A 25,321-nucleotide genomic window follows, 5' to 3' on the forward strand; every position below is an offset into this window, starting at 1 on the left:
CGCCCTCGCCCTGATAATAGACCTCGGTGCCGGTGACATCCGAGGGCAGCAGATCGGGGGTGAACTGGATGCGGCTGAAGTCGCATTCGAGGTTGCGCGCCAGTGCCTTGATGGCGCGGGTCTTGGCCAGCCCCGGCAGCCCCTCGACCAGCAGGTTGCCGTTGGCCAGAAGGCCGATCAGCAGCCGCTCGATCACCTCGCGCTGGCCGATGATCGCCTCGCCCATGCGCGCGCGCAGGCTTTCGATCTGCGCCCGCGTGCCGGTTTCGGTCATGCCTTCCATAGCTGACTTACCCTTCCACCCAACTCACTCACCCGGAAACACCGTGCGCCAGTCCTGCGCCATGTCGACAATCGTCCAGCCGAGGCCCGGCCCTTCGTCGAGCCCGCGATTCAGCGTGCCGATGTGCCCGTCTCGGTCATAGGCGAACTCGCGCTCGGCATCGGTGTGATGCACCAGCAGCCCGAACGACGGACCGTCGCCGGAGGTGGTGTATTCGAGCATCTGGAAATCGCCGTCGGAATTGCCCGCCGCAAAGATCGGCTTCTGGCCGATGTGGCGGATGATGCCGACGGGCTTGCCCTCTTTGTCGTCAATGAAGGTGACGCCGCCGTTCTTGGTCAGCATCGGCGTGCCATCGACCACCTCATAGGCGGTGTTGCCCTCGGTGCCGACCACCTGCCAAGGCGGAATGCCGTAGGTGTCCTCCGAGAAGGCGCGAATGAAGTCGATGCCGCCGCCCGAGACGATGTAGGTGCTGAACCCCTCGTCGCGCAGGTAGCTGAGCAGCTCGAGCATCGGCTGGTAGATCATCTCGATATACGGCTTGTCCGTCGTCGGATGCGGGGCCGTCGACAGCCAGTCATGCGCGTCGCTCTGGAACTCGTCCACGGTCAGGCCGGAGTGCGAGACGTTGATCACCTCCAGCAAGCCTTCCATCCCGCTGGCGAGGATGCCCTCGACGTCGCCCTCGGCCCCCGCCTTCAGCGCGTCGGAGGTGAGAATATCGGGATCGGCCTCGGCCTTCTCCTGCAATACATCAAGCGCGTAGAGCGCCTGAAAATAGACCGGCTGCTCGGTCCAGAGCGTGCCATCGTTGTCGAACGTGGCAATGCGGTCGGGCGCGGGCACGAAGTCGTCGGAGGCGGGATCAGTCACGCTCTCGACGAAATCGACGATCGCCGCCTTGGCCTCGGTGTCATTCCACGACGGCAGCGGATCGGCCAGCGCGGGGGCGGCAAGGCAGATGGCTGCGAAAGCGGCGGCGCAAGGAGTATAGGGGCTGTGCATTGATGTCCCTTCCAAGATCGGGCGGCCGCAGTACGGCGGCCCCCAGACAATCATCAAATAAATGCGGGGCTGGCACGGTCCGCGCCAGCCCCTTGCTCAAAACGGCCGCGTCAGTTGCTGCCCATGTTCGCGAGGCTGTTGTTCAGCTCTTCCTGAATCTGGTCGATCGAGAAACTGTCCGGACGTTGCGACGGCGGATATTCCTCGAACGTGGCGAAGAACTTGGCGATTTCCTGCGCCGCGGGCGCAACCAGATAGGCATGGTCGCTCAGCCAGTCCCAGTAGGTGTTCGACGTGATGTCGGCCCGCTCGTAGGGATCAGCACGCAGATCGAACATCTTGGGCACACGCAGTTCGGTAAAGGGTTCGGCCCAGACGGCCATGGTGCCCTTCATGCGCTGCTCTTTGAACACCACCTTCCAGTTCTCATACCGCAGACCGACGATCTCGCCGTCATCGTTGAGATAGAAGAACTCGTTGCGGGCCCCCTCGTCGGTGGCACCGGTCAGGTAGTCGAGCTGGTTGTAGCCATCGAGATAGTTCTTGTACTCGGAGCCGTTGATCGTGGTGCCCTCCAGCAGCCGCTCCTTGATGTCGGTATCGCCGACGGCGGCCATGATGGTCGGGAACCAGTCGAGTCCGGAGAACATCTCGTTGTAGACCGTGCCCGGCTCGATGTGACCGGGCCAGCGGATCAGCGCCGGGACGCGATACGCGCCTTCCCAGTTGGTGTTCTTTTCCGAACGGAAGGGCGTGGTGCCCGCGTCCGGCCAGGTGTTCTGGTGCGGCCCGTTGTCGGTGGTGTAGATCACCAGGGTATTGTCGGCGACACCCAGATCATCCAGCGCGTCGAGCACCTCGCCGATCTGCGCGTCATGCTCGACCATGCCGTCGGCATATTCGGTCGGCGCGGTCAGACCCGGCTCGCTGCGGTTCTCGTCGCGCACGTGGGTTTTGTAGTGCATCCGCGTGGTGTTGTACCACGTGAAGAAGGGGGTGCCCGACTCCACCGCGCGGGTCATGAAGTCGATCGCCCCGGCGGCGGTTTCCTCGTCAACCGTCTCCATGCGCTGGCGCGTCAGCGGGCCGGTATCCTCGATCTCGCCATCTGCATAGGAGTGGAGCACACCGCGCGGGCCGAAGCGTTCGCGGAATTCCGGGTCCTGCGGGTAGTTGAACTGTTCCGGCTCTTCCTCGGCGTTGAGGTGGTAAAGGTTGCCGAAGAACTCGTCAAAGCCGTGCTCGGTGGGCAGATGCTCGTCACGGTCGCCAAGGTGGTTCTTGCCGAACTGGCCGGTGGCGTAGCCTTGATCCTTGAGGGCCGAGGCCAGCGTCACGTCGACAGCCTGCATCCCCGCAGCGGCCCCCGGAAGGCCCACTTTCGACAGGCCGGTGCGCAGGGTCGACTGGCCTGTCAGGAACGTCGAACGACCGGCGGTGCAGCTTTGCTCGGCATAATAGTCGGTGAACTTTCCGCCTTCGTTGGCGAGCCGGTCAATATTGGGCGTTGTGTAGCCCATCAGGCCGAAACTGTAGGTCGAAAGGTTGGTCTGGCCGATATCATCGCCAAAGATCACCAGGATGTTCGGCTTGTCAGCGGTCTCGTCCTGCGCCCAGGCGGCGGAACCGAAGGCCACCAGACTGCCGACAAGGGCGGCCTTGAGTAGGTCGGGTCTCATGAAAATCTCCCAAGTGTGTCGTTCAAAATCGAAACCTCATTCAATTGCGCGGTATTGCCCGTTTCCGGCGCGTATCCCGCGTGAGCGCCCACGTTTCCCGATGCAAAAGACCGGACCCCGATCAACATCGGAACAGCGCGAACCCACAACCATAAGGCTTACGGCAATCAATTACCTCCACCCCACGTAGCAACTATTTCAATTACCTCACGTAAATGCAACAAGCGCGTGATCTTCCGAGAAAATTCGTGACGCAACGGCAGAGCGCCGCCGATCGTCAGGCCAAAGAACTACTGGATCGACACATCAATCGAATACGCCACCGTCTTGCCCGCGTCGCGGTCATTGCCCATCAGGTAGACGCGGATGGTGTAGGTGCCGTCCTCGGGCAGAGGCACCGTTTCGGATCGGTCTTCGTCGCGCGCCCCGACATAGAGCGCCACATCGTCGCTGCCCGGCGGCAGCACATTAAGATAGACCGAGCCGTGGCCATCGCTGGCGCCGACCTTCAGGTCGACAAAAAGCTCCTGCCCGGCGCCCGCGCCAAGGCGATAGTCGTGATACGCCTGCCCGGTGATCTCGCCACTGATCATCGTGCCGTAGTTACCGGGCGCAAAGCTCACCTCCTCGCTCTGCTGCGCCAAGGATGGCAACGCCGTGACGGCAAGCATGCCAAGGGCCACAACGCCGAAAGCCTGTCTCATCATGTCTCCTCCCTCCGGGGCGCGCGGCGCTCAGGGCGCGGTGCACCAGCCTTACCCTAACGTAAACAACGCCTTTTGAGCAGACTCGGCGTGCTCGCGCACAGGATCTCACTGTTTGAGCGCCGATGACCTTCACATTTCGGAAACACTGTGTTTGCAGCAAGCGGGCTTCCGCCACGAGATCGGCGACATTTAGCCCATATTTTCCGTGGATTACCTTTCGGCAACGCAGAAAGGTCCTCTGTTACCGCTCTGAAACATCCGAAAATCATTCCTAGGCGCGGCCCCTAAAGCCTGTATTCTGCCTCAGTTACCAGTTTGACGTCATTTCGAATCATTAGTTGTTACGAGTCTCGCTCGGTCGACCAAGCGCCTTTAACTGCTCGGCATTGTGTTTTGTTTTTTATCTGCCGGGTACCCCACGGATGGGGGCCCCTGTCCCAAGGCCCCGATCCCAAATACGTCCCAATAGCGGCTCTGCCCGTGCCCGGCACACTCGTCTCCCCAGCGATCATTGCCAGCACGGAGGTTTCGTGAGGGATCAGGAAGCCGCGCAGATTACCTGCGCGGCTTCATACGTGCGCAATCCTGACAGAAATCTACGCTTAGCCCGCGATCTCGTCGCTTTGCCGGACCCCGGCCACCAGATCGTCGCCCACGGTCTGCAAGACATCCGCAAGCTCGGTGAACCATCCCTCACGGTGGCTCGACGCACGCCGCGCCAGTGCCACCAGCCGCGCCGGTTCCGGCTGCGCAAAGCGGCGCAGGCGCATGCCGGGCGAGGCGCGCAACTCGGTCAACGCCGCCAGCTCGGGCATCAAGGTCAGCCCAAAGCCCGCCGCCACCAGCCGCGACAGCGTGGCCAGCGAGGTCGCCCCCATGTTGATGCGCGCGTTGCCCCTGCCCCGACCGCAGACCGCCAGCGCCTGATCGGTCAGGCAATGCCCGTCCTCAAGCAGCAGCAACTGGCTTTCGGCAAGCCCTTCGGGGCTGGACACGCGCGCGATCTGATCGAGCCGCGTCGCGCTGCCGGCAAGCAGGAAGCGATCTTCGAAGAGCGGCAGCACCTCGATGCCATCGTCCTCGATCGGCAAAGCCACCAGCGCCGCGTCAAGCGCCCCATCCGACAGCTGCGCCAGCAGCCGCTCGGTCTTGGCCTCGGTCACTTCGACGTCGAGCGAGATGTCCTCGGCGCGCAGCGCCGCCAGCGCCTCGGGCAGAAAGTACGGCGCGATGGTCGGGATCACCCCCAAGGAAAGCCGCCCGGCCAACCCGGCACGCCGCCGCGCCGCCTGTTCCAAACCGGTGATTTCCGACAGCACCCGCTCGGCGCTGTCGAGAACCTCGCGCCCAAAAGGGGTCAGCACCACGTCGCGCGACTGCCGCTCGACCAGCGGACCGTTCAACGCGGCCTCCAACTCGCGGATCTGCACCGACAGCGCCGGCTGCGAGACATGGCAGCTTTCGGCAGCGCGGCGGAAATTCCGTTGCTCGGCAAGGGCTTTGAAGTAGCTCAACTGGCGCAGGGTGACAGGCATAATGTTTTCCTATCACAGCGCAAGGAAACCGCAATTGGGAACTTATGACAGCGCCTCTAGTTGATCCCTCAGCAAGACACTCACGGAGGACGTCATGAGCAAGCGACTGACCACGTCCGGCGGCGCGCCGGTTCCCACGAACGAGACCTCGACCACCGCCGGCCCGCGCGGCCCGGTGCTGCTGGAAGACTATCAGCTGATCGAGAAACTCGCGCACCAGAACCGCGAACGTATCCCCGAACGGGTCGTGCACGCCAAGGGCTGGGGCGCGCAGGGGACGTTCACCGTCACCCACGACATCAGCAAATACACCAACGCCAAGCTGTTCTCGAAGGTCGGCAACACCTGCGACATCCTCTCGCGCTGGTCCACCGTGGCGGGCGAACAGGGCGCGGCGGATGCCGAACGCGACGTGCGCGGCTTTTCGGTGAAGTTCTACACCGAGGACGGCAACTGGGACATGGTGGGCAACAACACCCCCATCTTCTTCATCCGCGACGCCTACAAGTTCCCCGACTTCATTCGCACGCAGAAACGCCACCCCAAGACCAACCTGCGTTCGCCCGAGGCGATGTTCGATTTCTGGGCCGCACAGCCGGAGTCGGTGCATCAGGTGACGATCCTGATGTCGGATCGCGGCATCCCCAAGAACCCGATGCACATGCACGGGTACGGCTCGCACACTTTCTCGATGTGGAACGATGATGGCGAGCGCTTCTGGGTGAAATTCCACTTCCGCAGCCAGCAGCCGATCCGCAACTACACCAATGAGCAGGCCGAGAAGCTGGTGGGCGAGACCCGCGAGAGCTATCAGGAAGACCTGTTCAACGCGATCGAGGACGGCAACTTCCCGAAGTGGGAGCTGAATATTCAGGTCATGCCCGAGGAACAGGCCGCCGAGCTGGACTTCAACCCGTTCGACCTGACCAAAGTTTGGCCTCACAAGGACTTCCCGCTGATCCCTGTCGGCATGCTGGAGTTCAACAAGAACCCCGACAACTACTTTCAGATGATCGAGAACGCTGCCTTCTCGCCGTCGAACAAGATCCCCGGCATCGGCTACTCACCGGACAAGATGCTGCAGGGCCGTCTCTTCGCCTATGCCGACGCGCACCGCTACCGTCTGGGCACGCACTACGAGGCGCTGCCGGCGAACGCACCGAAAAGCCCGGTGCATCACTACCACAAGGACGGCTCGATGCGGTTCTTCCCACCGCAGACCGGCCATATCGATGCCTATTACGAGCCGAACCAATACGAGGAATCGGCCAAGGCAGACCCGTCGGTTCAAGAGCCGCCGCTGAAGATCTCGGGCGATGCCGACCGGTACGTGCAAGAGGACAAGGACGCCGATTACGTCCAGCCCCGCGCGCTCTACGCCGAGGTGATGGACGACGATGAACGCAAGCGCCTGCATCTGAACATGGCCCGCGCCATGGCGCCGGTGTCCGACAGCGTGCGCGAGCGGTGGTATGCCGTTCTGGGCCGCGTGCACCCCGACTATCTGGCTGGTGTGAAGAAGGCCGCGGCAGACCTCGAAAGCGGCGATATCGACGACTATCCCGGTATCCCGGTGACCGACGACACGCCGGTCCGCGCCGCAGAATAAGCGCGTCCCCGCGGGGACACCACAGAGCGCGTACAAAGGGGCGGTGCCAATGCGGCACCGCCCCTTTCGTCTTTGCCGCGCAGCGCGCCGCGCCTCAGCCGATCAGACCGCCGCCCGCCGCATCCACCTTCTCGTAGTGGCTGCGCAGGCGCTGCAGCGCGATGCGCAACACAACCTTGCCAGAGCGCGCCGCCCAGCCCATGCGGCGCTCGGTCTCTTCCAACCCTTCAAGGTAACAGCAGCAGCGCAGCGCGGCATCACCCAGCCCCGGCCCAAGATCGCGCAACGCGCCGGTGAACCGCGCCCGTGCCGCATCGCCGCCCGGCGCCGGCAGATCGGCCGCATCCACCCGCACACCCGCGGTCAGGAACTGGTCCCAGTTCTGCGCAACGCGCGGCCCCATCTGCGCCAGTTCGAAATCCTCGCGCAGCCGCTCTCCGGCCCGCACCAAGCCCTCGTCGAGAAATCGGCGGCCATCGCGGTCGCGGCGCCGCGCCAGCGCCGCCAGTGGGCTCTCACTCAGGGCAAAACGGCGTTTGCCGCGCGGATCGGCGTCTTCCTCGGCCAGTGCCTCTTCGGCCTCACGCCCGCTGTCGAACCCCGCCTGCGTTTCGGCAAAGCCGCGCAGGCGACTCTCCTGCTCGGCCAGCAAGCGCCCCAGCGCTCCGCGCCCCGCGGCGGTGATCCGATAGCGCGAGATGCGCCCCGGGCTGTCGCAGCGGATCCAGCCCTTTAGCGCCATGGCCTGTGCCACCGGCGCCGCCACCACCGCCACCCGTGCCGAGCCGCCGTCGCCGCAATCGCGGACCACCACGGCCTTGTCCATTTCCGCCGCGACGGCCAGTACCGACCCGGTTTCGCAAAGCCGCCGCAGCACCCGGCGCGCCTCACGCGCCAAGGTCGCCGCGTCCGGTGCCAGATCTCCGCTCTCGGGGTGTTTCATCGCTCCGATCTCCTTCGCTTGCGGCACGTCAGCGCCCCCCGCCGCGCCCAACCGGCGCAGCGCCTCGTCCACCAGCGGATCGTCCCGCAAGGATTCCATCCGCCGCACCTGTCGCAACACCGTAGAGGCATGACAGCCCTGCCCCCGCGCCAGCGCCCGAATGCCCGCGCCACCTTCGGTATGCGCCAGATAAAGACGGGCCATCTTGGGCACCCAGTTCGGCAGCCCGCCGGTATTTGCGTGGTGTTGGCTCGAAATCATTGAACAAGTCCCCCTAAGCTACGCCCTGATTTTGCAGGGTTTTCCACAGTGAACCTGAAATCTGCGCGCTGCGATCTTAGGCAAAAGTTAATGATTTTAGGAATTTACGAGAGTTATCCACAAAATATAAACAACCCTGAAGGCCGCGTACGCAAACACTCGCGAGGCGGCAACATGCGGTCCTCCCGTGCAAAGCTTGGTCTGTGTTCCCAAAGCCGGAGACGACCAGATGCAAGACCTCCAGAGCCGCCTTGGCGCCATGCGCCGCCCTCGCCTTCTGGTGCGCGCCGCGCGGATCGGCGCAGGCGAATACCGCCGCGAGACTCATCTCACGCGGCTTCTGGCGGTCGCAGCGACGCCACGCCCCGGCGCTGCACTGATCCGCCTGATCGAACTGGAAGAGGATTTGGACGCGGCGCGGCAGCGACGCGCGGCAGGCTATTCCGCCTGCCGGCACGTCGAGATGCTGGCCGCGATCATCGGCGAGGCCCGCGCGCTGAGCGCCGAGGCCTGAGCGCCCGGCTTTAACCGGGCAGGCTCAAAGGAATGCGTCGGGCACCGCCGCCTTCTTGCGCGCCACATAGTCGGTCAGCGCAGCCTCGACATCGGCGTCGATGGCGGGCTGCTCGTAGCTGGCCAGCAGCGCCTTCACCCGCGCCGTCGCAAGCTGCATCGTGTCGCGCGCGCCCTCTTCCGACCACGTCTCGAAGGGTTTGTAATCAAACAGGTCCGAGCGCCAGAAGGCGGTCTTGAAGTTCTCCTGCGTGTGCGCGCAGCCAAGATAGTGCCCGCCCGGTCCGACCTCGCGGATCGCGTCCAGCGCCTGCGTGGCCTCGTTGACGGTCACCCCCTGCGCGAACTTGTGCAGCGCGCCAAGCTGGTCGGCGTCCATGACGAATTTCTCGTAGGACGCAACCAGCCCGCCCTCGAGCCAGCCGCAGGCGTGCAGCATGAAGTTCACCCCCGCCTGCAGCCCCATGTTGAGCGAATTGGCGCTCTCATAGCCCGCCTGCGCATCCGGCATTTTCGAGCCGCAGAAACCCCCGGCCGAGCGGTACGGCAGCCCCAGACGCCGGGCCAGTTGACCGACCCCATAGGTGATCTGCGCCGCTTCGGGCGTGCCGAAGGTCGGTGCGCCGGAGTTCATGTCGATCGAGGTGACGAAGGCGCCGAAGATCACCGGCGCGCCGCGGCGCACCAGCTGCGCGTAGGCGATGCCCGCCATGCCTTCGGCCAGCACCTGCGTCAGCGTGCCCGCCACCGACACCGGTGCCATCGCCCCGCCGACGATGAACGGCGAGACGATGCAGGCCTGATTGGCGGCGGCATAGACCTCAAGCGCGCCCATCATCGTGTCGTCGAAGGTCAACGGCGAGTTGATGTTGATCAGCGAGGTCATCACTGTGTTGTCGCGCACGAACTCCTTGCCAAAGAGGATCTCGCACATCTCGACGCTGTCACGCGCGCGGCCCGGCTCGGTCACCGCGCCCATGAAAGGCTTGTCGGACAGCGTCATATGGGCGTGCAGCATGTCGAGGTGGCGCTTGTTCACCGCCACATCGGTGGGCTCGCAGAGCGTGCCGCCGGAATGGTGCAGCCAGCGCGACATCTGCCCCAGCTTCACGAAATTGCGGAAATCGGCGATCGTGCCGTAGCGACGGCCGTTTTCGGCGTCATGCACGAAGGGCGGGCCATAGACCGGCGCCAGCACCAGCGCGCGCCCGCCGATCTCGACGCTGCGCGCGGGGTTGCGGGCGTGCTGGGTGATGCGCGCGGGCGCATGGCCGCACAGCTGCCGCGCCAGCCCGCGCGGAATACGCACGCGCTCGCCTTCGATCTCGGCCCCGGCCTCGCGCCAGCGCTCCAGCGCGGCGGGGTTGTTGACGAAATTGACGCCGATCTCTTCCAGCACCGTTTCGGCACCAGCCTCGATCATCTCCAGCGCCTCGTCATTGAGGACCTCGAAATTGGGAATATTGCGCTCGATGAAACGGGCCGTCTCGACCTGCGCCGAGCCACGCGCCGCGCGCCGTGCCGCGCCGCCGCCGCTGCGTGTCCGTTTCCGCGTCCCTGCCTCAGCCATGGCGTCCTCCGAATTTGTCCGCGCGCCCCTCAGTAGTAGCCCAGCCCGGCGCTGGCCAGAGCCGAGTTTTGCGCCGCCCTGCGGCCAAATGCGACATCTGCGCCGCCTGAACCAACTGAAACGGGTTCTTAAGCTGTATCCGGGTAGCATGTTTTATGGGTGCGGGGCTTTGCAAAGGCCAAAGGGGGCTCACCATGAAGGATGAGCAACTGCACACACACACGCGCGCGCTCGGCAGCGCCGAGATCGGCGCGCTGGCACATCTTTACCGCAGCGAGGTGTATCGCTGCACGATCTGGCGCACCCGGCTCGACACCACGACAAACTGGGCTGTGGTGACGCTGGGGGTGGCGCTGTCGATCGCCTACGCCGCGCCGGATGCTTCGCCGCTGCCGCTGGTGCTGGTCGGCATCCTCAACCTCTTCTTCCTCACGCTCGAGGCGCGGCGCTACCGCTATTGCGACCTGTGGCGCCGGCGGTTCCGCAGCATGGAGGTGAATTTCTACGGGCCGATGCTGGGCGCCTGCCGCGACGACACGCCCGACTGGGCGCAGAGCTTGTACCGTGATTTCCGCCGCCCGGCGTTTCGCATCAGTTACCTGCACGCCATGGGGCGTCGCATCCGGCGCAGCTACTTCTGGATCATGCTGATTCAGATCATCGCTTTTCTTGGCAAGATCATCGTCCATCCCACCCCCGTCACTTCGCTCCAAGAGGCGATGGATCGCGCCGCCGTCGGCTCGATATCCGGCGAGGTGATGGCCATTGGTGGGCTGATCTATGCGGGCAGTTTCCTCACGCTGGCGCTTTGGGCCCGTCAGAAGGACAGGAAAGATCAAATCGAAAACGATATCCCCCTGCCCGACGCGGTCTACTGAGGCGCGATTAAGCCGCGGTTCAGACCTGTGCCGCAAAGTCTCCGAAGCATCGCCCGGGAATGCTTGGCGAAAACGCTCGGCCCGACGCCGCGCAGCAACACACGGACAGTAGGAGGCGTGTATGGCACCGCTCGAAAGAATCGCCGCAGTATGGGCGCCGTCCGCGCGCTGCGCGCTGCTCGTCCTGACGTTGCTTCTGCGCCCATTTGAGGCCGCAGCCGAGGCGAAGGTGACCTATCCGCCCGAAAGCCAGTCAGAACGCCAGTCAGAACGCCTGTCACAAGCGGATCAAACACGGCACCAACAAGGGCACCAAACAGGGCATCAACAAAGCCAAGGCGGCTCGCAGGGCCACGGCCAAACCAGCGCAGATGGCGGGGCGAATGGCCAAGGATACGGCGAGGCACATGGCGAGGCACATGGCGAGACACATCCAGCGGCGCAGGCATCGGCTGGCGGACACGGGGCCAGCGCGGGCCATGCGGGCGGGCAGCAGGCCCGTCCCCCGGAGGATAACGGCGCGCTATGTCAGGGCTTCGGCCCGCAGACGCCGCGCGACATTGGCAATGGCTACGGCCTAAATCCCGCGGCCTTCAGCCTCGCCCCGCCGCCTGAAGAGATGAACCTGTGCAATATCCACACCCACACGAATGCCGAACACCTTGGTCCCGGCTTTTCGATCTACGCCGGGCCGGGTGAGCATGGCGGCTTCAAATGCGCCGGCTCCGGCACGCTGTCCGAAGCCGAATTGTCGCGCCCCCGCAGCGGCAACGCCCGGTTCGAGGGGGTCGCCCCCGGTGACACCATCGAGGTGCATTGGGTCTATTCGTCCTGCGCGGTCGCTCCGGGACCGGGGCTTGGCGCCTGCCTTTCCGACGCCTGCGCCAACCCTGAACTGCGGGTCGAAGCGCAAGTCTTTCTGGTGGTCAACGATCGCAATGCGCTCGACTTTCGCGACTTCATCTATTTCGGCACCCTGCGCGGCGGGCGCTATCAGGCGCGCAGCCTGCCCACCGGCACCGGCACGCCCGTGGTGTTTCGCGGATCGACCACCGGCCCAAACTACAGCCAGCAGGTCTGCTCACCGCTGCAGGTCACATGGTCGGTGCGTCCGCGCTGCGCCCGGCTCGACATCGCCACGCTCGACGCATGGGCCAGCATGGGCAACGTCTTTGAAGAAACCCACAGCCACGGCGTTAGGCGGCTGGTGACGGCCCCTGCCCTGCTCAGCCCCATCGACTAGCCGGACCGCAAACGGGATGCGCAGCACGGGCGTGAGTGCAGAGTTGGTGTCGCCCCGCTTGGAGCGCATCAGTTTGGGGGCCATCAGTTTGGAGCGCATCAGGGCAGACAAAGCCAACATGCAACGGTCCGCCCACGCAACGGTCCGCCCGCACCGCACCGCCCGCCACTCCCCATGGAAATGCGGCAAATCCATTCATGCTGCACCCAGCCTCTTGCGCGCCGCGCGCCGCCCGCCTAAAGCAGCCGCATGACCCAGCATGATCGCCTCCTTATCATCGACTTCGGAAGCCAGGTGACGCAGCTCATCGCGCGGCGCCTGCGCGAGTTGAACGTCTACTGCGAGATCCACCCCTATCAGAACGTCACCGACGCGTTTCTGAAGGAGTTCGCCCCCAAGGCCATCGTCTTCTCCGGTGGCCCCGACAGCGTGACGCGCGAGGGTTCGCCTCGCCCGCCCAAATCCGCCTATGATCTCGGCGTGCCGATCCTTGGGATCTGCTATGGCCAGCAGGTCATGATGCAAGACCTCGGCGGCAAGGTCGAAGCCGGCCAGAGCCACACCGCCGAGTTCGGCCGCGCTTATGTGACGCCGAACGAAGACCGCCTCGACCTGCTGTCGGGCTGGTTCCTCGACGGCACCGGCCGCGAGCAGGTGTGGATGAGCCACGGCGACCACGTCTCGGAACTCGCGCCCGGCTTCAAGGTCTTCGCCACCTCGCCCGGCGCGCCCTTCGCCGTGACCGCCGACCCCGAGCGCAAGTTCTACGCCGTGCAGTTCCACCCCGAGGTGCACCACACGCCGAACGGCAAGACGCTCTACGAGAACTTCGTCAAGGAAGCCGGCTTCACCGGCGACTGGACGATGGATGCCTACCGCGAAGAAGCCGTGCGCCAGATTCGCGATCAGGTGGGCGACGCCAAGGTGATCTGCGCGCTCTCGGGCGGCGTCGACAGCTCGGTCACTGCCGCGCTGCTGCACGAAGCCATCGGCGACCAGCTGACCTGCGTCTTCGTCGACCACGGCCTGCTGCGTCTCAACGAGGCCGACGAAGTGGTGGCGATGTTCCGCGACCACATGAACCTGCAGGTGATTCACGCACAGGAACAGGACCTGTTCCTTGGCGAACTCGAAGGCGTGTCCGACCCCGAGACCAAGCGCAAGATCATCGGCAAGCTGTTCATCGACGTGTTCCAGAAATACGCCGACGGCATCGAGGGCGCGCAATATCTTGCGCAGGGCACGCTCTACCCCGACGTGATCGAGAGCGTCAGCTTCTCGGGCGGCCCTTCGGTGACGATCAAGTCGCACCACAACGTCGGCGGCCTGCCGGAAAAGATGGGCCTCAAGCTGGTCGAACCGCTGCGCGAGCTGTTCAAGGACGAGGTGCGCGTGCTGGGTCACGAGTTGGGCCTGCCGGCCAGCTTCATCGGCCGTCATCCCTTCCCCGGTCCGGGTCTTGCGATCCGCTGCCCCGGCGAGATCACCCGCGACAAGCTCGACATTCTGCGCAAGGCGGATGCGGTCTATATCGACCAGATCCGCAAGCATGGGCTTTATGACGAGATCTGGCAGGCCTTCGTGGCGATTCTGCCGGTGCGCACCGTCGGCGTGATGGGCGATGGCCGCACCTACGACTACGCCTGCGCCCTGCGCGCGGTGACTTCGGTCGATGGCATGACGGCGGATTACTATCCGTTTAGCCACGAGTTCCTTGGCGAGACCGCGACGCGGATCATCAACGAGGTGAAGGGCATCAACCGCTGCACCTACGACATCACCTCGAAGCCTCCGGGCACGATCGAGTGGGAATGATCTGAGATATACAAAGGCCGGGGTTCGCCCCGGCCTTTTGCTTAGCGGGGTGCCGCCTGCGAACATCCGGCCCGGCGTTCAGCCCGCCACCAGCGAGCCCACCCGCGCCACCTGCCCGCCGCCCACCGGCGCGGCGACACCTGTGGTCGAGGGGCCGGAAGTCGGCCAGCCCTGCGCCACGCGCACCGCCAGAAAACCGAACGCCTGTGCCTCAAGCATGTCGCCGTCGAGCCCTGCGTCTTCCACCGGCACCACCGGGCAGTCGAGCCCGGCTTGCAGCATCGCCATCATCACCGGATTGTGGCGCCCGCCGCCGGTGACCAGCAGCCGCTCGGGCGGGATCGGGCAATGCTCCATCCCCTGCATCACCGCCGCCGCCGCCATCGCCGTCATGGTCGCGGCGGCATCCGCATCCGAAAGTTCGCGCACCAGATCGAGCATCAGCGAGAAATCATCCCGATCGAGGGATTTCGGCGGCATGCGGCGGAAAAAGCTCTCTTCGAGAAACAGCTCCAGCGCGCCGTCAACCACCTCGCCCCGCGCGGCCAAAGCGCCATCGCGGTCGCACTCGAGGCCAAGCCGCTGGCCGACCAGATCGTTGATCGGCGCATTCGCCGGACCGGTATCGAAGGCCAACAGCGCGCCGGGCGCCTCGGGCGATGCCTTGCGCGGATCGACCCACGTCAAATTGCCAACGCCGCCGAGATTGAGGAAGGCCACCGGGCGCGTCGCGCCGATCTTCTTGGCGCAAGCGAAATGATAGAACGGTGCAAGCGGCGCGCCCTCGCCCCCCAGCGCCACATCCGCGGAGCGGAAATCCCACACCACGTCGCGCTCCAGCGCTTCGGCCAGCGCGCTGCCGTCGCCCAACTGATGCGTGCCGCGCCCTTGTGGGTCATGCGCCAGCGTCTGGCCGTGAAAACCCACCAGTTCGGCCTCGGGGAACTGCGACAGCAGTTCAATATGCGCGCGCTGCGTCACCTCAAGCGCCGCCGCAAGCACCTCGGCATTGCCGTCGTCCGGCCAGCACCCGAGCGCGGCGCGCAGCACCTGACGCTCCGCCTCGGAATACGCCCGATAGCCCGTGCGTCCAAACTCATGGATTTCTGCGCCATCGGTGCGGATCAGCGCCGCGTCGACCCCGTCGAGAGAGGTTCCCGACATACACCCAAGTGCCCAAACGGAGCGTGCACCCAACTTGCCCTTCACCTTCGCCTTCCCCGCGCTTATAGGAACGATCGAACTATAGAAGGGATCCGCGATGACCTACCATCCCAAATCGGACTTCATGCGCGTCATGATCGAGCGCGGCTATCTGGCCGACTGCACCGATTATCAGGGCCTCGACGAGGCGCTGAGCAAAGGCGTGGTCACCGCGTATATCGGCTATGACGCGACGGCGAAGTCGCTGCATGTGGGCCATTTGCTCAACATCATGATGCTGCGCTGGCTGCAAAAAACCGGCCACAAGCCGATCACCCTGATGGGCGGCGGCACCACCAAGGTGGGCGACCCCTCGTTCCGTTCCGACGAACGCCCGCTGCTCGGGCCCGAACAGATCGACGCCAACATCGAGGGCATGAAGCAGGTCTTCGCGAAATACCTGCAATACGGCGGCGGCGAGACCGACGCGCTGATGCTCAACAACGCCGAATGGCTCGACGGGCTCAACTACCTGGAGTTCCTGCGCGACATCGGGCGGCACTTCTCGGTGAACCGCATGCTGAGCTTCGAGAGCGTGAAATCGCGCCTCGACCGCGAGCAGTCGCTGTCGTTCCTCGAATTCAACTACATGATCCTGCAGGCCTATGACTTCCTCGAGCTGAACCGCCGCTATGGCTGCGTGCTGCAGATGGGCGGCTCGGACCAGTGGGGCAACATCATCAACGGTATAGACCTGACGCGCCGGGTGCTGGACCACGAGATTTTTGGCCTCACCTCGCCGCTGCTGACCACCTCGGACGGGCGCAAGATGGGCAAGAGCCAAGGCGGTGCCATGTGGCTCAACTCCGAAATGCTCTCGCCCTACGAGTTCTGGCAGTTCTGGCGCAACACCACCGACGCCGACACTGGGCGCTTTCTCAAGCTCTACACCGAACTGCCGGTCGAGGAATGCGAGCGGCTGGGATCGCTGCAGGGCTCGGAGATCAACGAGGCGAAGATCATCCTCGCCAATGAGGTGACCACGCTGTGCCACGGCGCCGAGGCCGCCGCCACCGCCGAGGCGACCGCGCGCGAGGTCTTCGAGAAAGGCGGCGTCGGAGATGATCTGCCGACGCTGGAGCTTTCCGCCGATGAGATCGGCGATGGTATCTCGATCGTGCAGGTGATCGTCCGCGCCGGTCTTGCCAAATCGGGCAAGGAGGCCAAGCGCCTGATCGCTGAAAACGGCGCACGCATGGACGACGCACCGCTGACCGACGCCGGGCTGATGCTCGACGCGGGCAAGCTTGCAGAGCCGGTGAAACTCTCGGCGGGCAAAAAGCGCCACGCGCTGGTCAAGCTCGGCTGAGGCGCGGGGACAGCACAGCAGATCAGGGGCGGCGCCACTGGCGCTGCCCTTTTTTGTTTCCGCGCCGCCTGCCGTCCTGTTCCATCAGCGCCGCGCGATGTCCGTTGGCCTCCGCGCCGTCTGCCGCGACCGTGGCCGCGCTGCATCGGCCGCAAGATCAGGGCTTGCCCCCGGCGCGGCGCCGGGCCAGTCTCGCGCCGCAAGAGGACCCCATGACACAGACCACACTAGACCAAGGCGCCCCGCGCCGCAGAGCGCCCGCCGCATGAGCGCCGTTCAGTTGACCGGCACGATGACCGCGCCGCCCGACCGCGCCGACGCCGTGCGCGCCGCCATGGCCGAGCACGTCCGCCTGACACGCGAAGAGCCGGGCTGCGTGTTCTTCGAACTGCGCGAAACCGATCCCGGCGTCTTTGAAGTCTCAGAACTGTTCCTGAGCCGCGCCGCCTTCGAGGCGCATCAGGCGCGCACCCGCGCCAGCGACTGGTTCGAGATCACCGGTGATCTGCCGCGCGATTACGCCATGGCGGACCTGTGAGTTCTACTGTCACCGCCAGCGCGGCGCCCAATGCCGTGCCGCGCGCCGCGCTGTGGATGATCGGCTCGATCATCTCGTTCAGCGCCATGGCGGTGGCTGGACGCTACGTGAGTTCCGGCCTCGATACCTTCGAGATCATGCTCTACCGTTCACTGATCGGCGTCGCCATCGTCAGCGCCGTGGTGCTGGGCACCGGCCGCCGTAAGACCATCACCACGCGCCACTTCGGCACGCAGATCACCCGCAACCTGTGCCATTTCACCGGGCAGAACCTGTGGCTTTACGCGATCACCGTGATCCCGCTGGCGCAGGTCTTCGCGCTGGAGTTCACCGGGCCGATCTGGGCGCTGTTGCTGGCGCCGCTGGTGCTGGGCGAGCGGCTGACATGGCCGCGCGCCGCCGCGGCTCTGGTCGGCTTTCTTGGCATCCTGATCGTGACACGGCCTTCGCCCGAAACACTCTCTCCGGGGATCTTCGCTGCCGCCGGCGCCGCGATCGGCTTCGCCGGATCGGCGATCTACACGCGCAAGCTCACCCGCAGCGAAAGCACCCTGTGCATTCTGTTCTGGCTGACGGTGACGCAGGCGGTGATGGGGCTGATCTGCGCCGGCTTCGACGGACAGATCGCCCTGCCCTCTGCCGCGGCATGGCCCGGTGTGGTGGTCATCGGTATCGCCGGGCTCTGCGCGCATTACTGCCTGACGACGGCGCTTGGCCTGGCCCCAGCGTCGGTGGTGATGCCAATCGACTTCACCCGGCTGCCGGTGATCGCCATCGTCGGCATGCTGCTCTACGCCGAACCGCTCGACCCATGGGTGCTGCTTGGGGCCGCGATCATCTTTGCCGCGAATTACGCCAATATCCTGCGCGAAACCCGGGCCGCACGTCGCGCCCCCGCGCCGCGCGCCTGACCCGGGAATTTGACGCCGGCCGCACACGCAAGTACCTGTCGGGGCGGACGAATGGAGAGCCGAAGAATGCTGTATGAAACCGCCGCCGACTGGCGCGCAGCGCCCCGCAAACACGTGGTGCTCTTTGCCATGTCGGGACTGGGCAAAACCCATGTTTCGTCGATGCTGCGACAGTCGGGCGACTGGTTCCACTATTCGATCGATTACCGCATCGGCACGCGCTACATGGGCGAATATATCGCCGACAATGCCAAAGCCGAGGCGATGAAGAACCCGTTTCTGCGTGAACTTCTGCTGTCGGATTCGATCTACATTGGCTCGAACATCACCTTCGAGAACCTCACCCCCGTCTCCACCTACCTCGGCAAGCCCGGCGATCCGGCGCGCGGCGGTCTCGACATGCAGACCTACCGGCTGCGGCAGGACCAGTTCCGCCGGGCCGAGGAGCAGGCGCTGCTCGACACCGGCTATTTCATAGAGCGGGCGCAGCAGCTTTATGGCTACCCGCATTTCATCTGCGACACTGGCGGATCGATCTGCGAATGGGTGGATGCGGAAGACCCTGCAGACCCGATCCTGTCGGAACTGTCTCGGCAGGCTCTGATGATCTGGATCCGCGGCAGCGACACGCATACCGATGAGTTGGTACGGCGCTTCGATCAGGCGCCCAAGCCGATGGCCTACCAGCCCGAGTTTCTTGCGGCGGCTTGGACGGAGTATCTGGACGAAAAGGGCCTGTCCGAACGCGCCGTCGATCCCGACGACTTCATCCGCTGGACCTACGCTCGGGCCTTGGCCCACCGCCAGCCGCGCTACGAGGCTATGGCGCGCAACTGGGGGCTTACGGTGGAGGCCTCGGATATGGCGACCGTGCGCGACGAAGCAGATTTCGTGGACGTGGTGGCCCAGGCTCTGGCCGCGCAAACCTGAGCCGAGGTATCGCGCTACACGGCCCCGGCGGCACCTGCCATGTGTAAGTCGCTCCGGTGGCGGCATGCGCTTCGCGCCAATGCGTAGACCGGATCGCCGCTTGATAAGAGCTCTGCTTTTGCACTGGATTCCTTGTCTTGCCAAAGCAGATCCCGTTCTTCTCACCGTTTGTTCTCGCATGGCTCCCGCCTGGAGCTGAACTGCGCCACTTGAGCCGTATCTCGGCTGGCGGCCGTTTGTGCCATGAGCCCCGACCCTGCTTGTTCACGAAGCCGCGCTTTTCGTGGGCGATGGCGCCGCAGCGGTCGTACCGAGGCGGAACCCTTGGATCAGGTCAGACAGCTTTCCGGCATCCCCGCGCAGCATGTGGGCCGCGGCGGTGCTTTCTTCGACCATCGCAGCGTTCTGCTGTGTGACGCGGTCGAGATTGCTGACGCCGGTGTTGATCTCGGTGAGCCCCTGCGCCTGTTCCGATGCGACCCCAGCGATATTGCTTACCAGCGCCGAGATCTGTCCGACCTGCGCCACCACCTCGCTCAGCGCCTCACCCGAGCGTTCCACCAGTTCGACACCGTCGCGCACCTGATCTGCCGAACCGCTGATCAGCGTCTTGATTTGCTGCGCCGCGTCAGAACTGCGCTGCGCCAGTGCGCGCACCTCCGAGGCGACCACCGCGAAGCCTTTGCCGGATTCGCCTGCGCGTGCGGCCTCGACCCCAGCGTTCAGCGCGAGCAAGTTAGTCTGAAACGCGATGTCATCAATCACCCCGATGATCTCGTTGATTTGCTGAGAACTGCGTTCGATGCCGCCCATCGCCTCGACCGCGGAGCGCATCACCTCGCCGTTCTGATCCGCCAGTTTCGAGGCGGTTTGCACGCTGCTTTCCGCATCGCGGGCCGATTGCGCAGCGTCCCGCACGCTCGAAAGCATCTCATCCAGGGCAGCGGCGGTCTGCTCGAGGGTCGCCGCCTGTGTTTCCGTGCGGCGGGACAGGTCATCCGAGGCGCGGGCAATCTCTTCGGCGCTGCCATGGATGTTGAGCGCGCCGGAATGAACGTCATGCATCGCCGCCCGCAAGCTATCGACAGCGCGGTTATAATTGCCGCGAAGCTCTTCGTATTCTTCGGGAAATAGATCGCGGATATTGTGTTCGAGCGAGCCATGCGCAAGCTCGTCCAGCGCCTCGCTGAGATGGCGGACAACGCGGTTCTGCGCTTCATGCGCCCGGCCGCGCGCCTCTTGCGCGTCGCGCCCGCGCCCCAGTGTTTCGGTCAGATCGGCCAGATGCCGGGCCAGTTCGCCGAACTCGTCGCGGCGGCCCACCATGGAAAGCTCGACTTCGTAGTCTCCTGCCGCGACCCGTGCCATCGCCTGCTGAAGCGCGGACAGCGGGCGCAACACGGCTCTGCGCAGCCAGATCAGGGCCATCACGATCAGCAGCACAAGGCTGCCCGCAGCGCTGAGCAGCATGAGCTGCCGATCGCCCGCGGTCGCCGCGCGCAGGCCAGCATCGCTCCAGACCTCGGCGACGGCGCCCAGTGGTTGCGCCTGCCCCGGCAGCCTTTCCGGAACCGCGACGAAGCGCCCGTCTTGAGCCTGTTGCAGTTCACCGCTGTCCAGCGCCGCCCTCGCCAGCGATTGCAGCTGTGTCTGAAGCCCTTCGAGCGCCCCGGCCTGCGCGAGAATGGCACCGTCGCTGCCGACAGCCAAGCCACCGATGAGGTCCGCGCCGCTGCTGTCCACGTGCTTTTCCAGCAGGCTTGTCATGCGCTGCGTGTCGCCAAAGCGCATGGCAGGGCCAAGGGTCGCTGAGGCGGCTTCGACCGATTGCCGGGCTGTCGCGGCGAGCCCGAGCATTGTGACCCTGTCGCTGAGCCGCCACGCCTGCCACGCCACCACCGTCGCAACGACAAGCGTGGAAAATACCAGCAGACCCGCGATCTTCAGCGCCACCGACCCCGGCAGGCGCAGGCCTTTGGCCGCGCGGAGTATACGCAACGCCCCGGCCCTCATTGCAACATCTCCGCATTGACCCCGACCGTCAGCGCGCCAAGCGGTGCGCCGCTTTGCGGATCGGCGACCGTCATCGAGATCTGCACCATATACAGCTGGCTGGAATCGTCGAACTCAACCGGGCCCACATGCCGTGCCTCGGCGCCGCGCGGATAGGTTTCGAGAAACTTCGCCTCGTCGCCCTGCCAGAAATCCGAGGTCACCTGCGAGACCGCCACGTTGAGGCCGCGGGCGTCCATCAAGAGCAGTTCGGTGACCCACCCGTCCGAGGCCTGCGCGCGGGCGCGCAGCATTTGCGACACCGGGTTGCCCACTACCGGCGCAATCGTTGGTCTGTCTGCCGCTCCGATCTCTGCGCGCCAGTCTGCGTCGAGCTGCTCGATCCGCGGGGCGTCATATGCGGCGGTCCGCGCGTTCTGCGTGCGCAGCGCTTCGATCAGTTGCGGATCGCTGCGCAGCGGCGCGATATGCGCATCGATCGCCGCCTCGAGGGCGGCGGTGTCGATCTGCTGCGCGCGCCCCGGCGCGGCGCAGCAAAGCGCCACAGCCACCAGTGCTGCGATGGTCCAGAGGGGTCTTCGCCCGTGCGCCGCGACGGCGGCCGCGTCTTGACGCGCCATGGCGTCTTCGGAGGCCATACGGGCACGGGGCGGGCGATGCTGTGCAAATCCGGGCAGGCAAACGCCGGTGGCGGTCATGTCGAACCTCCGCAAAGAAAGGGCACTCCCCCTCGTCTAAGGCCGATTTCCTCACGTCCGGTTAAAACCGGCGGCTTTTCCGCCCGCTCCGCATGAACGCGGCTCATTCCGAGTGATCATCGTCCAACGCCGCGCACCCCGGCCTCTGCCGCCCTCCCGCGAGGCGCGACGACCAGCTTGCAGCGGCCACCGCGGCGGGCCAGAAGGGACGCGAACCCGCTTTCGGAGGACTCTCATGCCCTATCTGACCCTCGCCCTCGCCGTGCTTGCCGAAACCATCGGTACCGCCGCGCTGCAGGCCAGCCAGCAGTTCAGCCGGCCGCTGCCTTCGGTGATCGTCGTGGTGGCCTATGCCGCCGCCTTCTACCTGCTGGCGCTGGTGCTGCGGTCGATGCCGGTGGGGCTCGCCTATGCCATGTGGTCGGGGCTCGGGATCGTCTTCATTTCGATCATCGGGCTGGTGGCCTTTGGCCAGAAGCTAGACCTCGCGGCGATCCTCGGAATAGGGCTGATTGTTGCCGGGATCCTTGTGATTCACCTGTTTTCGGGCGCCTCGCCGCATTAGGGCTAGCAATTTGTCCCTTCCCCGGATAACCCGCGCGCAAACCTCCCTTCAAAGGCATTCCTATGGACCTGCGCAATATCGCGATCATCGCACACGTTGACCATGGCAAGACCACGCTTGTGGACGAGCTGCTCAAACAGTCCGGCGCGTTCCGCGAGAACCAAGCCGTGGCCGAGCGCGCCATGGACAGCAACGATCTCGAACGCGAGCGCGGCATCACCATCTTCGCCAAGCCGACCTCGGTGGAGTGGAAAGACACCCGCATCAACATCGTCGACACCCCCGGCCACGCCGACTTCGGCGGCGAGGTCGAGCGTATCCTGAGCATGGTCGACGGCGTTGTGCTGCTGGTGGACGCGGCCGAAGGCCCGATGCCGCAGACCAAATTCGTCACCTCCAAGGCGCTCGCCCTCGGCCTGCGTCCGATCGTGGTGCTCAACAAGGTCGACAAGCCCGACGCCGAGCCCGACCGCGCGCTCGACGAGTGCTTCGACCTTTTCGCCTCGCTGGGCGCCGACGAAGACCAGCTGGACTTCCCGCATATGTACGCCTCGGGCCGCAACGGCTGGGCGGACGCCGATCTCGACGGGCCGCGCAAGGACCTCTCGGCGCTGTTCAACCTGATCGTCAACCACGTCCCCGCCCCGAAGCAGATCAAGCATCAGGACGAAGACTTCCGCATGCTGGCGACCACGCTGGGCTCTGACCCCTTCGTGGGCCGCCTGCTGACCGGCCGCATCGAAAGCGGCAAGGTCAAGGTTGGCCAGACGGTGCAGGCGATCAGCCGCGTCGGCCAGAAGATCGAGCAGTTCCGCGTCACCCGCGTGCAGGCGTTCCGTGGTCTTGCGCAGGCCGACATCGAGGAAGGTCTGGCAGGCGACATCGTCTCGCTCGCCGGCATGACCAAGGCGACCGTGGCCGACACCATCTGTGCGCTGGCGGTGGATGATCCCATCGATGCGCAGCCGATCGACCCGCCGACCATCACCGTCACCTTCGGCATCAACGACAGCCCGCTGGCCGGCCGCGATGGCAAGAAGGTGCAGTCGCGCGTCATCCGCGAGCGCCTGATGAAGGAAGCCGAGGGCAACGTGGCGATCAAGATCGCCGACACCCCCGGCGGCGAAGCCTTCGAGGTTTCGGGCCGCGGCGAACTGCAGATGGGCGTTCTGATCGAGAACATGCGCCGCGAGGGCTTTGAGCTCAGCATCTCGCGCCCGCAGGTGATCATGAAGGAAGAAGACGGCCAGCGCATCGAGCCGGTCGAGGAAGTCACCATCGACGTCGATGACGAATACACCGGCGCGGTGATCGAAAAGCTCACCGGCCCGCGCAAGGGCGAGCTGGTCGAGATGAAGCCCGCCGGCGCCGGCAAGACCCGCATCGTCGGCCATGTGCCCTCGCGCGGGCTGATCGGCTACCACGGTGAGTTCCTCACCGACACCCGCGGCACTGGCGTGCTGAACCGCGTGTTCCACGGCTGGACCCCGCACAAGGGCCCGATCGAAGGCCGCCGCGCCGGCGTCCTGATCTCGATGGAGAACGGCGAGGCCGTGGCCTATGCGCTGTGGAACCTCGAGGACCGTGGCAAGATGTTCATCGGCGCGCAGGCCCCGGTCTATCAGGGTATGATCATCGGCGAGCACAGCCGCGAGAACGATCTGGAAGTGAACCCGCTGAAGGGCAAGAAGCTGACCAACGTCCGCGCCTCGGGCACCGACGAAGCCGTGCGTCTGACCACCCCGGTCACCCTGTCGCTGGAAGAGGCCATCGCCTACATCAACGACGACGAACTGGTGGAAGTGACACCGAACGCGGTGCGTCTGCGCAAGCGCTACCTCGACCCGCATGAGCGCAAGCGGATGGCCAAGAGCCAGTAAGCCACGCGGCGTGGCTTCGGGGGCTTCGCCCCCGGACCCCCAACGTATTTGGCAAGAGAAGAAGATGCAGAGCGGCGCCTGTTAAGGGGCCGCTCTTTTTTGTTGTCTGTGTTCTTGCAGGTCTTGCGCCCGCGCGGGCGGTTCTTAGACGGGCGTGAATCTGGCGCCGAGCGTGATGGCACCGGGCCGGATCACCTCGGCGCACCAGCCGCCGTGGCCGCGCATGGCATTGTAGCCACCCCGCCCCAGCGCCTTTTCCATCCGCGAGCAGGGCGCGCAGACGGTGGTGAAGCGCAGGCGCGCTTCGCCGAGGGTCACCTCCCGTCCGCGCAGGGCCGAGAGGTTGATGCCGGAGATGACAAGGTTGCGGCGCAGCACCTCGGGGGCAAGCACCTCATGCCCGCAAAGCGCGGCGATGACAGGCAGGTGTTCGGCCTGAATGAGCGTGACGGCGCGCTTGCCGGGGCGGCTATGGTCGCCCTCCAGCCCGGCCTCGGAGATCATCGCCTCAGCCACCGGGCGCAGCGGCGCGAGGCGCTCGGCGCGCAGGCCGATCCAGTCGAGACGGCCCGGCGCGTGATGGGTTTCCAGAAGAGCCTTGAGGCTCACCGGGCCACTTGGATTCACTCGGAGGTTTCGACGATCAGCAGTTCACGCTCGGAGGCGCCGCGCGCGTGGCTCAGGGCCTCTTGGTACTCGGGCGAATGATAGCAGGTCTCTGCCGCCTCGACCGAGGGGAATTTCGCCACGACATTTCGCGGGCGCTCCTTGCCCTCGAGTTGCACGAAGCGCCCGCCACGGGCAATGAACTGCCCGCCATGCGCGGCAATCGCCGGGCCTGCCAGCTTGGCGTATTTACCATAGGCCTCTTCGTCGGAGACGGTGACATGGGCGATCCAGAGTGCGGGCATCAGTTCATTCCTTCGACGATGACGAGATCCCGCTTCGACGCGCTGAGCGCGGTGGGCAGGATTCGCTGGTATTCGGGAGAGTTGTACCAGCGCTCGGCGGCGATGCGGCTGGGAAATTCTATCACCACGTGACGGCCCGGCCCGTCGCCTTCGACAAAGCTCTGCGGGCCGCCCTTCACGATAAAGCGCCCGCCGAATTTCTCGGCGAGCGCAATGGTTTGGCCGGCATAGACGGCATATTCCTCGTAATCGGTCACGTCGATGCGCGCGATAACGTAGGCAGTCATTCAGGTCCTCCTCCCTCGGGTTGCTGTGGTGG

24 protein-coding genes are annotated in these 25,321 nt (G+C 65.2%); 11 read left to right on the top strand and 13 right to left on the bottom strand.

What is annotated here, in order from left to right; translation table 11 throughout:
- The 5 genes from ACXAJT_RS11350 to ACXAJT_RS11370 all read right to left on the bottom strand — a co-directional run.
- Positions 1-283, bottom strand: a 283-nt coding sequence (locus ACXAJT_RS11350) for an AAA family ATPase (protein ID WP_475235363.1), incomplete at its 3' end; no start/stop codon positions are given.
- Between the two features lie 24 nt (positions 284-307).
- The gene (locus ACXAJT_RS11355) at positions 308-1,291 is read right to left on the bottom strand and encodes an HAD family hydrolase (protein ID WP_475235364.1); all 984 of its coding nucleotides are present in this window, start codon (positions 1,289-1,291) and stop codon (positions 308-310) included.
- 110 nt (positions 1,292-1,401) lie between these two features.
- Positions 1,402-2,970: an arylsulfatase gene (locus ACXAJT_RS11360; protein ID WP_475235365.1), complete on the bottom strand. Its 1,569-nt coding sequence runs from the start codon at positions 2,968-2,970 to the stop codon at positions 1,402-1,404.
- Positions 2,971-3,260: 290 nt separating this feature from the next.
- Entirely contained in the window at positions 3,261-3,674 is a 414-nt protein-coding gene (locus ACXAJT_RS11365; protein WP_475235366.1) for a hypothetical protein, read from the bottom strand.
- Positions 3,675-4,279: 605 nt separating this feature from the next.
- The gene (locus ACXAJT_RS11370; RefSeq protein WP_475235368.1) at positions 4,280-5,212 is read right to left on the bottom strand and encodes a LysR substrate-binding domain-containing protein; all 933 of its coding nucleotides are present in this window, start codon (positions 5,210-5,212) and stop codon (positions 4,280-4,282) included.
- 94 nt (positions 5,213-5,306) lie between these two features.
- Between ACXAJT_RS11370 and ACXAJT_RS11375 the strand changes: the two genes are divergently transcribed.
- The gene (locus ACXAJT_RS11375; RefSeq protein ID WP_475235371.1) at positions 5,307-6,821 is read left to right on the top strand and encodes a catalase; all 1,515 of its coding nucleotides are present in this window, start codon (positions 5,307-5,309) and stop codon (positions 6,819-6,821) included.
- A gap of 94 nt (positions 6,822-6,915) precedes the next feature.
- Here the strand turns inward: ACXAJT_RS11375 and ACXAJT_RS11380 are convergent, their stop codons facing one another.
- Complete coding sequence (locus ACXAJT_RS11380) at positions 6,916-8,025, bottom strand: DUF6456 domain-containing protein (protein ID WP_475235372.1); 1,110 nt, start codon at positions 8,023-8,025, stop codon at positions 6,916-6,918.
- Positions 8,026-8,254: 229 nt separating this feature from the next.
- Here ACXAJT_RS11380 and ACXAJT_RS11385 point away from each other — a divergent pair, with 229 nt between their 5' ends.
- Positions 8,255-8,539, top strand: a complete 285-nt coding sequence (locus tag ACXAJT_RS11385) for a DUF6477 family protein (RefSeq protein ID WP_475235375.1) — start codon at positions 8,255-8,257, stop codon at positions 8,537-8,539.
- Positions 8,540-8,563: 24 nt separating this feature from the next.
- Here the strand turns inward: ACXAJT_RS11385 and ACXAJT_RS11390 are convergent, their stop codons facing one another.
- Complete coding sequence (locus tag ACXAJT_RS11390; protein ID WP_475235376.1) at positions 8,564-10,108, bottom strand: trimethylamine methyltransferase family protein; 1,545 nt, start codon at positions 10,106-10,108, stop codon at positions 8,564-8,566.
- A gap of 194 nt (positions 10,109-10,302) precedes the next feature.
- Here ACXAJT_RS11390 and ACXAJT_RS11395 point away from each other — a divergent pair, with 194 nt between their 5' ends.
- From ACXAJT_RS11395 to guaA, 3 genes are all read left to right on the top strand, one after another.
- Positions 10,303-10,986 (top strand): DUF2270 domain-containing protein, encoded by a 684-nt coding sequence (locus ACXAJT_RS11395; RefSeq protein WP_475235378.1) that lies wholly within the window; start codon positions 10,303-10,305, stop codon positions 10,984-10,986.
- A gap of 121 nt (positions 10,987-11,107) precedes the next feature.
- A complete protein-coding gene (locus ACXAJT_RS11400; protein ID WP_475235379.1) occupies positions 11,108-12,229 on the top strand; it encodes a delta-class carbonic anhydrase in 1,122 nt (373 codons plus the stop codon).
- Positions 12,230-12,478: 249 nt separating this feature from the next.
- Positions 12,479-14,044, top strand: a complete 1,566-nt coding sequence (gene guaA / locus ACXAJT_RS11405; protein ID WP_475235383.1) for a glutamine-hydrolyzing GMP synthase — start codon at positions 12,479-12,481, stop codon at positions 14,042-14,044.
- Positions 14,045-14,122: 78 nt separating this feature from the next.
- On the opposite strand, the gene ACXAJT_RS11410 is transcribed toward guaA, so the two are convergent.
- Entirely contained in the window at positions 14,123-15,208 is a 1,086-nt protein-coding gene (locus tag ACXAJT_RS11410) for an anhydro-N-acetylmuramic acid kinase (RefSeq protein WP_475235386.1), read from the bottom strand.
- Between the two features lie 97 nt (positions 15,209-15,305).
- Between ACXAJT_RS11410 and tyrS the strand changes: the two genes are divergently transcribed.
- From tyrS to ACXAJT_RS11430, 4 genes are all read left to right on the top strand, one after another.
- Positions 15,306-16,556 (top strand): tyrosine--tRNA ligase, encoded by a 1,251-nt coding sequence (gene tyrS / locus ACXAJT_RS11415; RefSeq protein ID WP_475235388.1) that lies wholly within the window; start codon positions 15,306-15,308, stop codon positions 16,554-16,556.
- Positions 16,557-16,821: 265 nt separating this feature from the next.
- Positions 16,822-17,094 carry a putative quinol monooxygenase gene (locus ACXAJT_RS11420; protein WP_475235390.1) on the top strand — a complete coding sequence of 91 codons (273 nt, stop codon included), beginning with the start codon at positions 16,822-16,824 and terminating at the stop codon, positions 17,092-17,094.
- A 56-nt stretch (positions 17,095-17,150) separates the two neighbouring features.
- Positions 17,151-18,005 carry a DMT family transporter gene (locus ACXAJT_RS11425; RefSeq protein WP_475235796.1) on the top strand — a complete coding sequence of 285 codons (855 nt, stop codon included), beginning with the start codon at positions 17,151-17,153 and terminating at the stop codon, positions 18,003-18,005.
- Between the two features lie 66 nt (positions 18,006-18,071).
- Positions 18,072-18,935 carry an ATPase gene (locus ACXAJT_RS11430; protein WP_475235391.1) on the top strand — a complete coding sequence of 288 codons (864 nt, stop codon included), beginning with the start codon at positions 18,072-18,074 and terminating at the stop codon, positions 18,933-18,935.
- Positions 18,936-19,199: 264 nt separating this feature from the next.
- Here the strand turns inward: ACXAJT_RS11430 and ACXAJT_RS11435 are convergent, their stop codons facing one another.
- Together ACXAJT_RS11435 and ACXAJT_RS11440 are read right to left on the bottom strand one after the other, a co-directional pair.
- Entirely contained in the window at positions 19,200-20,933 is a 1,734-nt protein-coding gene (locus ACXAJT_RS11435; protein ID WP_475235392.1) for a methyl-accepting chemotaxis protein, read from the bottom strand.
- 11 nt (positions 20,934-20,944) lie between these two features.
- Positions 20,945-21,646: a hypothetical protein gene (locus ACXAJT_RS11440; RefSeq protein ID WP_475235393.1), complete on the bottom strand. Its 702-nt coding sequence runs from the start codon at positions 21,644-21,646 to the stop codon at positions 20,945-20,947.
- A gap of 235 nt (positions 21,647-21,881) precedes the next feature.
- Here ACXAJT_RS11440 and ACXAJT_RS11445 point away from each other — a divergent pair, with 235 nt between their 5' ends.
- Both ACXAJT_RS11445 and typA read left to right on the top strand, forming a co-directional pair.
- Positions 21,882-22,211 (top strand): SMR family transporter, encoded by a 330-nt coding sequence (locus ACXAJT_RS11445; protein ID WP_475235398.1) that lies wholly within the window; start codon positions 21,882-21,884, stop codon positions 22,209-22,211.
- Positions 22,212-22,273: 62 nt separating this feature from the next.
- Positions 22,274-24,091, top strand: coding sequence for a translational GTPase TypA (gene typA / locus ACXAJT_RS11450; protein WP_475235401.1), 1,818 nt, complete (start codon positions 22,274-22,276; stop codon positions 24,089-24,091).
- Positions 24,092-24,235: 144 nt separating this feature from the next.
- Here typA and ACXAJT_RS11455 read toward each other — a convergent pair whose 3' ends face one another.
- The 3 genes from ACXAJT_RS11455 to ACXAJT_RS11465 are packed head-to-tail and all read right to left on the bottom strand — an operon-like array spanning position 24,236 to position 25,289.
- Complete coding sequence (locus tag ACXAJT_RS11455) at positions 24,236-24,700, bottom strand: MOSC domain-containing protein (RefSeq protein ID WP_475235403.1); 465 nt, start codon at positions 24,698-24,700, stop codon at positions 24,236-24,238.
- 14 nt (positions 24,701-24,714) lie between these two features.
- The gene (locus tag ACXAJT_RS11460; RefSeq protein WP_224902932.1) at positions 24,715-25,002 is read right to left on the bottom strand and encodes a DUF1330 domain-containing protein; all 288 of its coding nucleotides are present in this window, start codon (positions 25,000-25,002) and stop codon (positions 24,715-24,717) included.
- Positions 25,002-25,289 (bottom strand): DUF1330 domain-containing protein, encoded by a 288-nt coding sequence (locus ACXAJT_RS11465; protein WP_475235404.1) that lies wholly within the window; start codon positions 25,287-25,289, stop codon positions 25,002-25,004. The genes ACXAJT_RS11460 and ACXAJT_RS11465 overlap by 1 nt, the downstream gene beginning before the upstream one ends.
- Between the last annotated feature and the right edge of the window lie 32 nt (positions 25,290-25,321).

It is taken from the genome of Salipiger sp. ABF4_146 (assembly GCF_056161345.1).

Coding starts and splice junctions, on each gene's coding strand:
- ACXAJT_RS11355 (WP_475235364.1), bottom strand. CDS start 1,291: ATGCACAGCCCCTATACTCCTTGCGCCGCCGCTTTCGCAGCCATCTGC.
- ACXAJT_RS11360 (WP_475235365.1), bottom strand. CDS start 2,970: ATGAGACCCGACCTACTCAAGGCCGCCCTTGTCGGCAGTCTGGTGGCC.
- ACXAJT_RS11365 (WP_475235366.1), bottom strand. CDS start 3,674: ATGAGACAGGCTTTCGGCGTTGTGGCCCTTGGCATGCTTGCCGTCACG.
- ACXAJT_RS11370 (WP_475235368.1), bottom strand. CDS start 5,212: ATGCCTGTCACCCTGCGCCAGTTGAGCTACTTCAAAGCCCTTGCCGAG.
- ACXAJT_RS11375 (WP_475235371.1), top strand. CDS start 5,307: ATGAGCAAGCGACTGACCACGTCCGGCGGCGCGCCGGTTCCCACGAAC.
- ACXAJT_RS11380 (WP_475235372.1), bottom strand. CDS start 8,025: ATGATTTCGAGCCAACACCACGCAAATACCGGCGGGCTGCCGAACTGG.
- ACXAJT_RS11385 (WP_475235375.1), top strand. CDS start 8,255: ATGCAAGACCTCCAGAGCCGCCTTGGCGCCATGCGCCGCCCTCGCCTT.
- ACXAJT_RS11390 (WP_475235376.1), bottom strand. CDS start 10,108: ATGGCTGAGGCAGGGACGCGGAAACGGACACGCAGCGGCGGCGGCGCG.
- ACXAJT_RS11395 (WP_475235378.1), top strand. CDS start 10,303: ATGAAGGATGAGCAACTGCACACACACACGCGCGCGCTCGGCAGCGCC.
- ACXAJT_RS11400 (WP_475235379.1), top strand. CDS start 11,108: ATGGCACCGCTCGAAAGAATCGCCGCAGTATGGGCGCCGTCCGCGCGC.
- guaA (WP_475235383.1), top strand. CDS start 12,479: ATGACCCAGCATGATCGCCTCCTTATCATCGACTTCGGAAGCCAGGTG.
- ACXAJT_RS11410 (WP_475235386.1), bottom strand. CDS start 15,208: ATGTCGGGAACCTCTCTCGACGGGGTCGACGCGGCGCTGATCCGCACC.
- tyrS (WP_475235388.1), top strand. CDS start 15,306: ATGACCTACCATCCCAAATCGGACTTCATGCGCGTCATGATCGAGCGC.
- ACXAJT_RS11420 (WP_475235390.1), top strand. CDS start 16,822: ATGAGCGCCGTTCAGTTGACCGGCACGATGACCGCGCCGCCCGACCGC.
- ACXAJT_RS11425 (WP_475235796.1), top strand. CDS start 17,151: ATGATCGGCTCGATCATCTCGTTCAGCGCCATGGCGGTGGCTGGACGC.
- ACXAJT_RS11430 (WP_475235391.1), top strand. CDS start 18,072: ATGCTGTATGAAACCGCCGCCGACTGGCGCGCAGCGCCCCGCAAACAC.
- ACXAJT_RS11440 (WP_475235393.1), bottom strand. CDS start 21,646: ATGACCGCCACCGGCGTTTGCCTGCCCGGATTTGCACAGCATCGCCCG.
- ACXAJT_RS11445 (WP_475235398.1), top strand. CDS start 21,882: ATGCCCTATCTGACCCTCGCCCTCGCCGTGCTTGCCGAAACCATCGGT.
- typA (WP_475235401.1), top strand. CDS start 22,274: ATGGACCTGCGCAATATCGCGATCATCGCACACGTTGACCATGGCAAG.
- ACXAJT_RS11460 (WP_224902932.1), bottom strand. CDS start 25,002: ATGCCCGCACTCTGGATCGCCCATGTCACCGTCTCCGACGAAGAGGCC.
- ACXAJT_RS11465 (WP_475235404.1), bottom strand. CDS start 25,289: ATGACTGCCTACGTTATCGCGCGCATCGACGTGACCGATTACGAGGAA.